This window comes from uncultured Pseudomonas sp., from assembly GCF_943846705.1.
GTDB lineage: Bacteria > Pseudomonadota > Gammaproteobacteria > Pseudomonadales > Pseudomonadaceae > Aquipseudomonas.
In genome coordinates this window covers 478,320-492,303 of sequence record NZ_OX044366.1, presented here as the reverse complement: position 1 = coordinate 492,303, position 13,984 = coordinate 478,320, and the positions used below count along the sequence as shown (strand labels likewise).

The 13,984-nt window shown below is 61.4% G+C and carries 12 protein-coding genes; 9 read left to right on the top strand and 3 right to left on the bottom strand.

Annotated elements, in window-relative coordinates; genetic code table 11:
• Positions 1–9: 9 nt before the first annotated feature.
• Together gatA and gatC are read right to left on the bottom strand one after the other, a co-directional pair.
• Complete coding sequence (gene gatA, locus Q0V31_RS02390; RefSeq protein ID WP_298184132.1) at positions 10–1,461, bottom strand: Asp-tRNA(Asn)/Glu-tRNA(Gln) amidotransferase subunit GatA; 1,452 nt, start codon at positions 1,459–1,461, stop codon at positions 10–12.
• 15 nt (positions 1,462–1,476) lie between these two features.
• Positions 1,477–1,764 carry an Asp-tRNA(Asn)/Glu-tRNA(Gln) amidotransferase subunit GatC gene (gene gatC / locus Q0V31_RS02385; protein WP_298184130.1) on the bottom strand — a complete coding sequence of 96 codons (288 nt, stop codon included), beginning with the start codon at positions 1,762–1,764 and terminating at the stop codon, positions 1,477–1,479.
• Positions 1,765–2,002: 238 nt separating this feature from the next.
• On the opposite strand from gatC, the gene mreB reads away from it, so the two are divergent.
• The 9 genes from mreB to Q0V31_RS02340 all read left to right on the top strand — a co-directional run bounded on the left by mreB (position 2,003) and on the right by Q0V31_RS02340 (position 13,279).
• A complete protein-coding gene (gene mreB, locus Q0V31_RS02380) occupies positions 2,003–3,040 on the top strand; it encodes a rod shape-determining protein MreB (RefSeq protein ID WP_108096189.1) in 1,038 nt (345 codons plus the stop codon).
• Positions 3,041–3,175: 135 nt separating this feature from the next.
• Entirely contained in the window at positions 3,176–4,135 is a 960-nt protein-coding gene (gene mreC, locus Q0V31_RS02375; protein ID WP_298190875.1) for a rod shape-determining protein MreC, read from the top strand.
• A 5-nt stretch (positions 4,136–4,140) separates the two neighbouring features.
• Complete coding sequence (gene mreD / locus Q0V31_RS02370) at positions 4,141–4,620, top strand: rod shape-determining protein MreD (protein WP_298184125.1); 480 nt, start codon at positions 4,141–4,143, stop codon at positions 4,618–4,620.
• A gap of 45 nt (positions 4,621–4,665) precedes the next feature.
• Positions 4,666–5,268, top strand: a complete 603-nt coding sequence (locus Q0V31_RS02365; RefSeq protein WP_298184123.1) for a nucleoside triphosphate pyrophosphatase — start codon at positions 4,666–4,668, stop codon at positions 5,266–5,268.
• 79 nt (positions 5,269–5,347) lie between these two features.
• A complete protein-coding gene (gene rng / locus Q0V31_RS02360; RefSeq protein WP_298184122.1) occupies positions 5,348–6,805 on the top strand; it encodes a ribonuclease G in 1,458 nt (485 codons plus the stop codon).
• Positions 6,806–6,836: 31 nt separating this feature from the next.
• Positions 6,837–10,670 carry a YhdP family protein gene (locus tag Q0V31_RS02355; RefSeq protein ID WP_298184120.1) on the top strand — a complete coding sequence of 1,278 codons (3,834 nt, stop codon included), beginning with the start codon at positions 6,837–6,839 and terminating at the stop codon, positions 10,668–10,670.
• A gap of 87 nt (positions 10,671–10,757) precedes the next feature.
• The gene (locus tag Q0V31_RS02350) at positions 10,758–11,606 is read left to right on the top strand and encodes a carbon-nitrogen hydrolase family protein (RefSeq protein WP_298184118.1); all 849 of its coding nucleotides are present in this window, start codon (positions 10,758–10,760) and stop codon (positions 11,604–11,606) included.
• A 2-nt stretch (positions 11,607–11,608) separates the two neighbouring features.
• Positions 11,609–13,066 carry a metalloprotease TldD gene (gene tldD / locus Q0V31_RS02345; RefSeq protein ID WP_298184116.1) on the top strand — a complete coding sequence of 486 codons (1,458 nt, stop codon included), beginning with the start codon at positions 11,609–11,611 and terminating at the stop codon, positions 13,064–13,066.
• A 3-nt stretch (positions 13,067–13,069) separates the two neighbouring features.
• Entirely contained in the window at positions 13,070–13,279 is a 210-nt protein-coding gene (locus Q0V31_RS02340; protein ID WP_298184114.1) for a hypothetical protein, read from the top strand.
• 86 nt (positions 13,280–13,365) lie between these two features.
• Here the strand turns inward: Q0V31_RS02340 and yjgA are convergent, their stop codons facing one another.
• A complete protein-coding gene (yjgA, locus tag Q0V31_RS02335) occupies positions 13,366–13,884 on the bottom strand; it encodes a ribosome biogenesis factor YjgA (protein WP_298184111.1) in 519 nt (172 codons plus the stop codon).
• Between the last annotated feature and the right edge of the window lie 100 nt (positions 13,885–13,984).

Below are 13,984 nucleotides of genomic sequence, written 5' to 3'. Positions count from 1 at the left end.
GTGTCGTCCTCAGAATCCAGCCGGAGCTTGTGTATGCCAGTCAGTAACCTGTTGGTACTGGTGGGCGACGTTGAGCAAGCGGCCTTCCTGGAAGTAAGGGGCAAGCAGTTGCACACCGACCGGCAGACCCTCGACGAAGCCCGCGGGCATCGACAGACCGGGGATGCCGGCCAGGTTGGCGGTGATGGTGTAGATGTCTTCCAGGTAGGCGGCGACCGGGTCGTTGTTCTTCTCGCCAAGCTTCCAGGCCAGGTTCGGCGTAGTTGGGCCGAGGATCACGTCGACGTCATTGAACGCGGAGACGAAATCATTCTTGATCAGCCGGCGGATCTTCTGCGCCTTCAGGTAGTAGGCGTCGTAGTAGCCGGCGGACAGCGCATAGGTGCCAACCATGATCCGGCGCTTCACTTCCGCGCCGAAGCCTTCACCGCGCGAGCGCTTGTACAGGTCTTCGAGGTTGACCGGGTTTTCGCAGCGGTAACCAAAGCGCACACCGTCAAAGCGCGACAGGTTGCTGCTGGCTTCAGCCGGGGCGATCACGTAATAGGCGGGTATCGCGTGCTGCATATTTGGCAGCGAGATTTCCTTGACGGTGGCGCCGAGCTTTTTCAGCTCCTCGACTACGGCCATGACTTTTTCGCCGATGCGCGCATCCAGGCCGGTGCCGAAGTATTCCTTGGGAAGACCGATACGTAGGCCGTTCAGCGGCTGGCTAAGGGCGGCCAGGTAATCGTCGACCGGTTGCTCAACGCTGGTGCTGTCCTTGGCATCGAAACCGGCCATGGCCTGCAGCATCAGTGCGCAGTCTTCGGCGGTGCGCGCCAAGGGGCCGCCTTGGTCGAGGCTGGAGGCGTAGGCAATCATGCCCCAGCGTGAGACGCGGCCGTAGGTCGGCTTGATCCCGGTGAGGTTGGTCAGTGCCGCCGGCTGGCGGATCGAACCGCCGGTGTCGGTGCCGGTCGCGGCTGGCAGCAGGCGCGCCGCGACTGCCGCCGCCGAGCCACCGGATGAGCCGCCCGGTACGCGGGTCAGGTCCCAGGGATTTTTTACCGCGCCGTAGTGGCTGGACTCGTTGGCCGAGCCCATGGCGAACTCGTCCATGTTCAGCTTGCCCAGGGTCACACTGCCGGCGGCGGCGAGTTTTTCGACCACGGTGGCGTTGTACGGGGCTTTAAAGCCGCTGAGGATCTTCGAGGCGCAGCTGGTCAGCACGTCTTGCGTACAGAACAGGTCCTTGTGGCCGATTGGCGCGCCCAGCAGTGCGCCGTTCTCGCCGGCGGTGCGGCGGGCGTCGGCGGCCTTGGCCTGGCTCAGCGCCAGTTCTTCGGTCACGGTAATGAAGCTGTTGAGCTGCGGGTCGAGCTGCTGAATACGCGCCAGCAGGCTGCGGGTCAGCTCTTCGGATGAAAACTTCTTGTCGGCGAGTCCGCGGGCGATCTCGGCCAGAGTCAGTTGATGCATGGCTAGGCGTTTCCCTTACTCGATGACTTTCGGAACCAGATACAGGCCGTTTTCGACGGCCGGGGCGATGGCCTGGTAGGCCTCGCGCTGGTTGCGTTCGGTGACCTGGTCGGCACGCAGGCGCTGAGTGGCTTCCAGCGGATGAGCCAGCGGCTCGATGCCGTCAGTAGCAACGGCCTGCATCTGGTCGATCAGGCCGAGAATGTTGTTAAGGGTCTCGGTGGTTCCCGGGATATCGGCTTCATTCAGGCCCAGTCGAGCCAGATGAGCGATTTTCTCCACGTCGGAGCGTTCAAGCGCCATCAGGTTTCTCCCTATATGAGGCTGCGCAGTGCTGGCCGCCTTTGGAAATGTGAACGGGTTACCATGCACAGATGCGCAGGGAACAGAGTGTGACAGGTGGTGGTCAAAGGCCGCGATGATGGGCCGTAATGCCCTGAAAAACCGGCAATCTAACATATTGGTGCCTTGCTCAAAATCCCTGCCGTTGTTAGAGTTTGCCGCACTTTTTTACCCACGCGTTGCCTAGGGTCCCTATCCCATGTTCAAAAAACTGCGTGGCATGTTTTCCAGCGATCTTTCTATTGACCTGGGCACTGCCAATACCCTTATTTATGTCCGCGAGCGCGGCATCGTTCTGAACGAGCCGTCGGTCGTCGCTATTCGTACCCACGGTAACCAGAAAAGCGTGGTGGCGGTCGGTACTGAAGCCAAGCGCATGCTCGGCCGTACGCCTGGCAACATCGCTGCCATTCGTCCGATGAAGGACGGTGTGATCGCCGATTTCAGCGTTTGCGAAAAAATGCTGCAGTACTTCATCAACAAAGTTCACGAAAACAGCTTTCTGCAGCCGTCGCCGCGCGTGTTGATCTGTGTGCCGTGCAAATCCACTCAGGTTGAGCGTCGCGCCATTCGTGAATCGGCCCTCGGTGCCGGTGCGCGTGAAGTATTCCTGATCGAAGAGCCGATGGCCGCTGCCATTGGTGCCGGCCTGCCGGTTGAAGAAGCCCGTGGCTCGATGGTCGTCGATATCGGTGGTGGTACCACTGAAATCGCGCTGATCTCCTTGAATGGTGTGGTTTACGCCGAATCCGTACGGGTGGGTGGCGACCGTTTCGACGAAGCTATCATCACCTATGTACGCCGTAACTATGGCTCGCTGATCGGTGAATCTACCGCTGAGCGGATCAAGCAGGAAATCGGCACCGCCTACGCCGGTGGTGAGCTGCGCGAAGTTGACGTGCGCGGCCGTAACCTGGCCGAAGGCGTGCCACGCAGCTTCACCCTGAACTCCAATGAAGTGCTCGAGGCGCTGCAGGAGTCCCTGGCGACCATCGTCCAGGCGGTCAAGAGCGCGCTGGAGCAATCGCCGCCTGAGCTGGCGTCTGATATCGCCGAACGTGGCCTGGTGCTGACCGGCGGTGGCGCGCTGCTGCGTGATCTGGACAAGCTGTTGGCACAGGAAACCGGTCTGCCGGTTATCGTCGCCGAAGACCCGCTGACCTGTGTCGCGCGCGGTGGTGGCAAGGCGCTGGAAATGATGGACCGCCACACCATGGACCTGCTCTCCTCGGAGTAAGGTGGTCGGTTAAACGTCCCGTGCAGCTAACGCATGTGCTGCACGCGGCGACCTTTCCTATTGAACCTAAGCTGCAGCCGGGTATCTTCCCGCTTGCAGCTTTTGTTTGCTGCCTGATGCTGTGAGGAGCTGCCGATCAAACCGCTATTTGCCAAAGGACCTTCGCTGGGTGTGCGCCTGTTGGTGTTCACCGTGCTGTCGACTGCGCTGATGGTGGTCGATGCGCGTTTCGCCTGGCTGCAGCCGATGCGTACGCAACTGGGGTTGATTGTTGAGCCGGTGTATTGGGTTGGGCGCTTGCCGGTGCAGCTGTGGGAAGGCGCGACGCAGGAACTAAGCACGCGCAGTGAATTGGCGGCCGAGAACGAAAAGCTCAAAGCCGAGCATCTGATCATGCAGCGCCGCCTGCAAAAGCTAGCGGCCTTGACCGAGCAGAACGTGCGCCTGCGCGAGCTGCTCAACTCGGCCGCGCTGGTCGATGATGAAGTGTTGGCCACCGAGCTGATTGGCATCGACCCTAACCCCTTTACCCACCGTATCCTGATCGACAAAGGCGCGAAGGATGGCGTGATTCTGGGGCAGCCGGTGCTGGATGCGCGTGGCCTGATGGGGCAGGTGGTCGAGGTAATGCCCTATACCTCACGCGTGTTGTTGCTGACTGACACCACCCACAGCATTCCCGTGCAGGTTAATCGCAATGGCTTGCGCGCTATCGCCAGTGGCACCGGTAACCCGGAGCGTCTGGAGTTGCGCCATGTGGCCGATACGGCGGATATCAAGGAGGGTGATCTGCTGGTCAGCTCCGGTATGGGCCAGCGTTTCCCGGCCGGTTATCCCGTGGCGATGGTCAGTGAAGTGATTCATGACTCTGGTCAGCCTTTTGCGATTGTCCGGGCGGTGCCTACGGCGACGCTGAACCGCAGTCGCTACATGCTGCTGGTGTTTACCGATCCGCGTTCGGCGGAGCAACGCGCCACCGAATCGGCGCAGGCGCAGGAAGCCCTAGACCGTGAAATTCAGCAGCAGGCACACCCTGCGCAGCCTGCAGAAAACGCACCTGCGGCTCCCGCTAATCCGCCGGAGGCAGCGCAATAATGGTCATGCGTTCACATAACACCTGGGTCATCTGGCTGACGTTCGCCCTGGCGCTGCTGCTCAGTGTGTCGAGCATGCCGCAGTTCATGGAGCTGGGGCGGCCGCTGTGGTTGGGGCTGTTTTTGACCTATTGGGTGCTGGCGTTGCCGCATCGCGTGGGCATGACCACCGCCTGGGGCATTGGCTTGTTGGCGGATGTGCTGAATGGCAGCCTGTTTGGCCAGAATGCGTTGATTTTGACCCTGATTACCTTTCTGGTGCTGACCCTGCATCAGCGCCTGCGCATGTTCCCCATGTGGCAGCAAAGCACCGTATTGTTGGTGGTATTCGGCCTGGCGCAGTTGGTGCAGCTGTGGCTGAACGCCCTGACCGGCAGCCGCCCACCCACCCTGGCGTTTGTCTTGCCGGCGCTGGTCAGCGCTTTGCTCTGGCCTTGGGTCAGTATGCTGCTGCGCGGGCTGCATAGACGCCTGGGCGTCAATTAAGCAAGGCCGCTGGGCCTTGCGTTTATCCGACAGGGAGAAGTCTGCATGGCCACCCTCTATCTCGCCTCCGGCTCGCCACGTCGTCGTGAACTGTTGGCGCAAATTGCTGTGCCCTTTCTCACGCAAATTGCTCCGGTTGATGAAAATACATTGCCAGGTGAGTCGCCAGTCGCCTATGTAGAGCGTCTGGCGCGCGCAAAAGGGCAAGCCGGGCTGGCCGCCTTAGCCGATACTCGGGATGCTGTTGTGCTCGGTGCCGATACGGTGGTGGTGCTCGATGGGCGGATTCTCGGCAAGCCCGCCGACCGTGACGAGGCGCTGGCAACCCTGGGTGCGTTGTCCGGGCGCAGCCATGAAGTGCTGACGGCGGTGGCGCTGGTCAGTGCTGAGCGGGTGGTGTCGCAGGTGGTCAGCAGCCAGGTGACGTTCCGCCCGTTGAGCCGGGCCGAAATCGAAGCGTATTGGGCCAGCGGCGAGCCGCAGGACAAAGCCGGGTGTTACGGTATTCAAGGTTTGGCAGCGGTGTTTGTCAGCCAGCTGCAAGGCAGTTATTCGGCGGTGGTGGGTTTGCCGCTGTGTGAAACTGCTGCATTACTCGCAGAATTTGCTATTCCGTGCTGGCAGTCACTGCCAGATCACAGTCAATAGGTTGCGGGTCGCGGGTGAGTGACCGTCTTTGTCGGCGCAGACCCTGGGCTTTCAGCTTTATCTCAGAAGAGATGAGCGCATGAGTGAAGAGATCCTGATCAACATCACGCCGATGGAGTCGCGCGTGGCGGTGGTGGAAAACGGCGTATTGCAGGAAGTGCATGTCGAGCGCACGCAAAAGCGTGGCATCGTCGGCAATATCTACAAAGGCAAGGTGGTGCGCGTACTGCCGGGCATGCAAGCGGCCTTTATCGACATCGGTTTGGAGCGTGCTGCGTTTATTCATGCAGCAGAGATTTCCAGCCGTGAAGGTTCGGCCGTGGAGAGCATCAGTGCGCTGGTGCATGAGGGTCAAAGCCTGGTGGTGCAGGTCACCAAAGACCCGATTGGCAGCAAGGGCGCGCGCCTGACGACGCAGCTGTCGATTCCTTCGCGTTATCTGGTGTACATGCCGCGCACTGCACATGTCGGCATCTCGCTGAAAATCGAGGATGAAGCCGAGCGTGAGCGCCTCAAGCAGGTGGTGACCGATTGTGTGGCGGCCGAAGGTATTGAAGAGGCCGGTGGTTTCATCCTGCGTACCGCTGCCGATGGTGCCGGTGCCGATGAGATCCTCGCGGACATTCGTTACCTGCGCCGCCTGTGGGGGCAAATCGCCACGCAGATGAAGGTCGGTCCGACGCCGCTGGTGATCTATGAGGACCTGAGCCTGGCGCTGCGCACCCTGCGTGATTTGGTTAACCCGAAGATCGAGAAAATCCGCGTCGATTCGCGTGAGACCTTCCAGAAAATCACCCAGTTCGTGGCTGAGCTGATGCCGGAAGTCGCTGACCGCCTGGAGCACTACCCCGGTGAACGGCCGATTTTCGACCTGTATGGCGTCGAAGATGAAATGCAGAAGGCTTTGGAGCGTAAGGTGCCGCTCAAGTCGGGCGGTTACCTGATCATCGATCCAGCTGAGGCGATGAGCACCATCGACGTCAACACCGGCGCGTTCGTCGGCCACCGTACGCTGGAAGAAACCATCTTCAAGACCAACCTGGAAGCCGCCACGGCGATTGCCCGGCAGCTGCGCCTGCGCAACCTCGGTGGGATCATCATCATCGACTTCATCGACATGGAAGATGAAGAGCACCAGCGTCAGGTCCTGCGCACTCTGGAAAAGCAGCTGGAGCGTGACCACGCCAAGACCAATATCATCGGTATTACCGAGCTGGGTCTGGTGCAGATGACCCGCAAGCGCACCCGCGAAAGCCTCGAACAGGTGCTGTGCGAGCCATGCAGCTGCTGCCAGGGGCGCGGCAAGATGAAGACGGCGGAAACCACTTGCTACGAAATCTTCCGCGAGATTCTGCGCGAGGCGCGTGCCTATCAGCCGGAAGGTTATCGGGTGTTGGCCAATCAGAAAGTGGTCGACCGTCTGCTGGATGAAGAATCGGGCAATGTCGCCGATCTCGAAGCCTTTATCGGCCGCACCATCAAGTTTCAGGTTGAGACCATGTACTCCCAGGAGCAATACGATGTGGTGTTGCTCTGATATGCGCTTTTTCCACTCGAGTGTGAGCTGAATGGCGGCATGGGCGCGAGGGCTTTCCCTGCTGCTGCGTATGGCATTGGGGCTTTGCGCCTTGGCGCTGGTGCTCGCCGCCCTGTACGTCAGCCTCGGCCGCGAGTTGGTGCCGCTGGTTGCCGAATACCGTCTAGAGGCTGAAGACAAAGCCCGCGCAGCGCTGGCCATGCCGGTGCAGATCGGCGCGCTGGAAGGCCTTTGGCAAGGCTTCTCACCGCTGCTGACGGCGCATGATGTGGCGATTGGCGAGGGGCCGGGCGCATTGCAGCTGGATCAAGTGCGGGTGGTGCCTGATGTGCTGGCCAGCCTGCTGGCGCGCCAGCTGCGGATTGCCCGGCTGGAACTGGATGGCGTGCAGCTGGTGGTGGCGCAGGGCGAAGACGGTCGTTGGTCGCTCAAGGGCTTGCCGCAACGCCGTGAGTCGGCACCGCTGGACCTGGCTCAGTTGCTGGCGCAGTCGCAGGCGGTCAAGCGGCTGTCGCTGTATAACAGCCAGGTGACCGTGCAGGCTTACGCTCAGCCAGTGCGCACGCTGACCTACGTCAATCTCACCTTGCGCAATGGCAGTACGCGCCAGCGTCTGGATGGTCGGTTGTTGTTACCGGACGGTCAGCCGCTGGCGCTGCAGTTACGTACGCGGCTGCGTGCCGAGCGCTGGCAGGAGGTCGAAGCCGACCTGTACCTGAGCCTGCCACAGAGCGATTGGGCGGCCTGGGTGCCGGCGAGCCTGCTGGCGCAATGGCAGCTTGCACAGTTGCAGCTGGGCGGTGAGGTCTGGCTGCGCTGGGCCAAGGGTGGCGTGCAGCGTGCCGTTAGCCGCCTGCATGTGCCGCAGTTCAAGGCGGGCTATGCCACGCGCGAGCCGGTTGCGTTAAGCAACCTGGCGCTGAACGCTTATTTCACCCGCACCGATTTGGGTTTCAAGTTGCTGTTGGATGATCTGGCGTTCAGCCGCGGTGATCAGCGTTGGGGCGAAGTCCGTCTGGCCCTGACCCAGCAGGCGGAAAGTAGCGAGGTACAGGAGCAATGGCTGCTCAGCGTCGATCAGCTCGATGTGGCTCCGTTACAACCGCTGGTAGCGGCGCTTGCGCCCTTGCCGGATAACGCGCTGGCGCTGCTCGAGCAGCTCAAGCCGCAGGGTACGCTGCAGAATATCCAACTCGACTACCGGCCGCGGTTGCGCGACAGCAAGCGCCTGCAGTTCTCCGCCAACTTGGCGCACGTAGGCTTTGCGGCGTGGCACGGCTCGCCAGCTGCGGAAAATGTCAGTGGCAGTATCAGTGGAGATCTGGGCCAGGGCGAGCTGCGCCTCGATAGCGAAGATTTCTCCCTGCATTTTGATACGTTGTTTCCCGCGCCCTGGCGCTACAAAACCGCCAATGCCCTATTGACCTGGCAGATTGATGAGCAGGCCTTCACCCTGCGCAGCCCGTACTTGCAGGTGGTTGGCGAAGAGGGCCCGGCAGCTGGGGACTTTCTCATCCGCCTGCGCTTCGACCCTGCCGAAGAAGACTATATGGACCTGCGTGTCGGCCTGCGTAACGGCGACGCGCGCTTTACCGAGAAATACCTGCCGAGCCGTTCGCCAGGCTTTAGCCGTGAGCTGGATGCCTGGCTGAAAAGCGCGATCCGTGGCGGTGTGGTCGATGAGGGCTATTTCCAGTACCAGGGCTCGCTGAATAAAGGCGCGGAGAATGCGGCGCGCAGCATCAGCCTGTTCTTTGCCGTACATGACGCCGAGCTGGCCTTCCAGCCTGGCTGGCCGGCGCTGCGCGAGGGCCGTGGCAAGGTATTTATCGAAGACACGGGGGTGCGGGTTCAGCTTGCTGAGGGGCGTCTGCTCAATAGCCAGGTGCGTAATGCGCAGGCGTTAATCGCCACTGCCTTGCCCGGTCAGCCCCCCCGTTTATTGCTGACCAGCGACCTCAGTAGCAATGTCGATGACGCCTTGCACATCCTGCAGCAGGCGCCGATCGGTACGGCCGCAACCTTTGCTGGCTGGAGTGGCAAGGGTGCGCTGACGGGTAAGCTCAAGCTCGACCTGCCGTTGCGCAAGGGACTGGCACCTGAGGTGGTGGTGGACTTCGCCACGCAAGGCGCACAGCTCAGCCTGCCCAATCCGTCGTTGCAGTTCAGTCAATTGCAGGGCGCGTTTCGCTACGACACCGCCAGCGGTCTCAGCGCGCCGGATATTCGCGCCCAGGTGCTCGACCATGCGGTGCGAGGCAAGGCGCTGGCCGAAGGCTCGCCTGGCAAGGCGCGCAGCCGTATCGAAGCCAGCGGGCAGATCGCCGTTGCGCAGCTGAGCACTTGGCTGGGGGTTACCCAGCCTTTGCCGGTCACTGGCAAGCTGCCTTATCGTCTGGACCTGACGCTGGATGGCGCGGATAGCCAGTTGCGCGTCAACTCGACGCTTAAAGGGGCCGTGATTGCACTGCCTGCCCCCTTCGGCAAGGCCGCGGCGGATGAGCGCAGCAGTGAGTGGCGCATGAGTCTGGGGGGCCGAGAGCAGCGCTACTGGCTGGATTACGCCGAGTTGTTGAGTCTGTCTTTCGCCGCTAGCCCCGGCCAATTTAATCAGGGCCGGGGTGAGATCCGCCTCGCCGATGGCCCGGCAAGTCTGCCAACCAGTCAGGGCCTGCGTGTGCGTGGGCGCGTGGCGGAGCTGGATTGGTCGGCTTGGCAGCAGGTGTTACAGCCCTATACCAATGTGCCGGTCAATGAGGCGCAGCGCTTGTTCAAGGATGCACAGCTGCGTATTGCCCGCTTCAGTGGCTTTGGGGTCAGCCTGGAGGCGTTGGAGGTCGGGGTTAAGCGCGACGCAGCGAGCTGGGCGGTCAGCCTCGACAGCGCACGGCTGAAAGGTCAGGTGGGCTTACCGGATGCCGCGGGTGCGCCGATTGCCCTGATGCTCGACTACCTGCGCTTGCCGCCGGCAGAACCGAAAGTTGCGGGCGCGCCTGTGGTGGATGCGCCAGATCCGCTGGCAAGCGTTGACCCGAGCCGCTTCCCGGCACTCGATGTGCGCATTGCTGAGGTCTATCAGGGCATTGAGCCGCTCGGCAGTTGGTCGCTTAAAGCGCGACCGGTTAGCGCTGGCGTGCACTTCAGTGAGCTGGATCTCAACCTCAAAGGCTTGCAGGTTGGTGGTCGGGCGACTTGGCTGCAGACCGCCAGTGGCATACGCACGACCTATAACGGTCGGTTGGGCGGCGCTGATCTGGCCGATGTACTGATTGCCTGGGGTTATGCTCCTACTGCCAGCAGCCAAAACTTTCATGTCGACGTGGACGGCGACTGGCCCGGTTCGCCAGCCTGGTTCAGCATGAAGCGTCTCAGCGGCACGCTGGATGCCTCCCTACGCAAAGGGCAGTTCTCTGAGGTCGAGGGGCCTGCGTCGGCCCTGCGGGTGTTTGGTCTGTTGAATTTCAACTCGATTGGCCGGCGCTTGCGCCTGGACTTCTCCGACCTGATCGATAAAGGCCTGAGTTATGACCGGGTTAAGGGCGTGCTGGCGGCCAAGGACGGGGTGTTTGTCACCCGTGAACCCATCACCCTTGAGGGGCCGTCGAGCAACCTGGAGTTGAACGGCACGCTGGACATGGCCAATGACCGCATTGACGCCAAGCTGCTGGTGACCTTGCCGGTGACCAACAACCTGCCACTGGCCGCGCTGATTGTCGGCGCGCCGGCCATCGGTGGCGCACTGTTTGTCGTCGATAAATTGCTGGGGGATCGCGTTGCGCGCTTTGCCAGTGTGCAATACGACGTCACCGGGCCTTGGCAGAGCCCGGATATCAGCTTTGATAAGCCCTTCGAAAAACCTCAGTAAACCCTGCGCGGCGCACATACAGCCGTGCAGTCTGCCGGTATGGCTTGTAAGCTGAGGCCTTGTTTCCGGGATTGAGATAAAACCGTCATGACCCTCGCCGTCATCCAAATGGTCAGCCAGGCCGACGTCCTGGCCAATTTGCAGCAGGCTCGGCAGTTGCTTGAACAGGCTGCCGCGCAAGGCGCGCGGTTAGTGGTGCTGCCGGAAAATTTCGCCGCCATGGGTCGAGGTGATCTTGCCGCGCTGGGGCGTGCCGAAGCGCTGGGTGAGGGGCCGATCCTGCCCTGGCTGCGGCAGGCCGCCCGCGACTTGGGGCTGTGGATTGTTGCGGGCACCTTGCCTCTACCGCCGCCTGGCCAGCACGAAGCCAAGGCCCATGCCTGCTCCTTGCTGATTGATGAGAGCGGTCAGCAGGTGGCGCGTTATGACAAGCTGCACCTGTTCGATGTGGATGTCAGCGACAGCCATGGCCGCTACCGTGAGTCGGATGATTATGCGTTCGGCAGCCAGGTGGTGGTCGCCGATACACCCTTCGGCCGTCTGGGTCTGACGGTCTGTTATGACCTGCGCTTCCCCGAGCTTTACAGCGCGTTGCGCGCCGCCGGGGCGGAGTTGATCAGCGTGCCGGCGGCCTTTACCGCCGTGACCGGCGCGGCGCATTGGCAGGTGTTGACCCGAGCGCGGGCGATTGAAACCCAGTGCTATGTGCTGGCGTCCGGGCAGGGCGGAGCGCATCCCGGCGGGCGTGAGACCTTTGGTCATTCGGCGCTGGTCGACCCCTGGGGGCGGGTGTTGGCGGAACTGCCACAGGGGCCGGGCGTGTTGTTGGCCGAGCGCGATGCCACTGAGCAAGCGGCAATTCGTCAGCGCATGCCTGTGGCACGACATAAACGATTTTTTGCAGCGGCCGAACCGCGGCTGCCAGGTTTGGAGTAGTTATGAGCGATAAGTTGGTATCCGTCAGTGAGCATCTGCTCGGCCCCGGTGGGTTGACCCTTGACCACCTGCCCGCGGTCTTGGTTGAGTTGGCCGGGCCGGGGATTGATGCGGCTGACCTGTACTTTCAGAGCCAGGTTTCAGAAACCTGGGCACTGGAAGATGGCATCGTCAAGGAAGGCAGCTTCAACCTCGATCAGGGTGTCGGCGTACGTGCGCAGTCGGGTGAGAAAACCGGCTTTGCCTACAGTAACGCGATCACCGCCGATGCCCTGAGCCAGGCCGCACGCGCTGCGCGCTCGATTGCTCGGGCTGGGCAAAGTGCCCGCGTGCAGGCTTTCAATAGCCCGCTGGTTAAACCGCTGTATGCCCAGGACAACCCGCTGGATGTGCTGGGGCGGGCGGAAAAGGTCGAGTTGCTGAAGCGCATCGATGTCGCCACCCGCGCCCTCGATCCACGTATTCAGCAGGTCTCGGTCAGCCTGGCGGGCGTCTGGGATCGCATTCTCGTCGCGGCGGCTGACGGCAGCCTGGGGGCCGATATCCGGCCGCTGGTGCGCTTCAATGTCAGCGTGATAGTCGAGCAAAACGGTCGCCGCGAGCGTGGCGGTCATGGCGGCGGCGGGCGCACCGATTACCGTTATTTCCTTGAGCAGACCAGCAATAACGAAGAGCGCGCCATGGGCTATGCCCGTGAGGCGCTACGCCAGGCGCTGGTTAACCTGGAAGCGATTCCAGCACCCGCTGGCAGCATGCCGGTGGTGATGGGCGCGGGCTGGTCCGGCGTGCTGCTGCACGAGGCGGTCGGCCATGGTCTGGAGGGCGACTTCAATCGCAAGGGCAGCTCGGCCTATAGCGGCAAAATGGGCGAGAAAGTCGCCTCCAGCCTGTGCACCATCGTCGATGACGGCACCTTGTTTGAGCGCCGTGGCTCACTGAGCATGGACGATGAAGGCACCCAGACCCAGTGCACCACGCTGATCGAAAACGGTGTGCTCAAGGGCTATATGCAGGACAAGCTGAATGCGCGCCTGATGGGCGTGGCGGCTACGGGTAACGGCCGGCGTGAGTCTTATGCGCACCTGCCGATGCCGCGCATGACCAACACCTATATGTTGGCTGGCGAGAGCGATCCGGAAGAAATCATCCGCTCGGTGAAGAAGGGCATCTACTGCGCCAATCTCGGCGGCGGCCAGGTCGACATCACCAGCGGCAAGTTCGTCTTCTCCACCAGCGAGGCCTACCTGATTGAGGACGGAAAAATCACCGCGCCGGTCAAAGGTGCGACCCTGATCGGCAATGGCCCGGAAGCCATGAGTCGGGTGTCGATGGTCGGCAACGACCTGGCGCTGGACAGTGGCGTAGGCACCTGCGGCAAGGATGGCCAGTCAGTGCCGGTAGGTGTTGGCCAGCCGACGCTGAAGATTGATGCGATTACCGTGGGCGGTACGGGGGCGTAGGTTGTGGCTGAGCTGCTTGGCGAACTGCTATTCGGTTGGTTCTTTGAACAGCTGTGCTATTCGCTGGGCCGCTGGACGATTATCGTGCTTTCGCTTGGGCGAATTCGTCCAAGCAAGACCGTGCGCAGTGTGCGTTGGTTAGGCACCCTAGGGTTTGTTGAGATGATTGTTGTAGTGCTGGGTGGTTTTGTCTACTGGCTGTACAGCGTTTAGCCCCGCGCCTTGTTGAAGCCCAATATTGCATTGGGCTTCGGCACGTTCATCGCAACCTACATACTAGGTTGCGGATTGGTACGGGCTCAACGCAAGCCGCGCTGAGCCTCATCCAGTTCACGGATGTATTTGAAGATTTTCCGTGAAGCCGCCGGCGCTTTGTTCTGTGCCAGTTCGTGTTGCGCTTGGCGGATCAGCTGGCGCAGGTGTTGGCGGTCCGCTTCGGCATACTGGCTAACAAAGGCTTCCAGGGTGTCATCGTTACCGTTGATCAAACGGTCGCGCCAACGCTCCAGGTTATGAAAACGTTCGTTGTACTGACGTGTGGAAGCATCCAGCTGGTCAAGCAGGGTCAGGATGGATTCGACGTCCTGGTCGCGCATCAGTTTGCCGATGAACTGCACGTGGCGTTTTTTCGCCGCATTGGCGGTGTGCTTGGGTGCTTCGGCAAGTGCGCGGCGCAGCTCGTCGGTCAGCGGTAGCTTGTTCAGCAGATCAAGCTTCAGGGTGGTCAGGCGTTGCCCCAGGTCTTGTAACGCATGAAACTCGCGTTTGACTTGGGTTTTACTCTTCTCGCCGGAGAAGTCGTCAAGGTATTCAGACATGGTGGCGGTCCAGTGGAAAACGCCGCCATGATAGCAGCAAGTTTCCAGCTGTAAGCGTCTGGCCTCTGTGGTCGCGCTTGCCGCTTATCGTTCAGGAGTT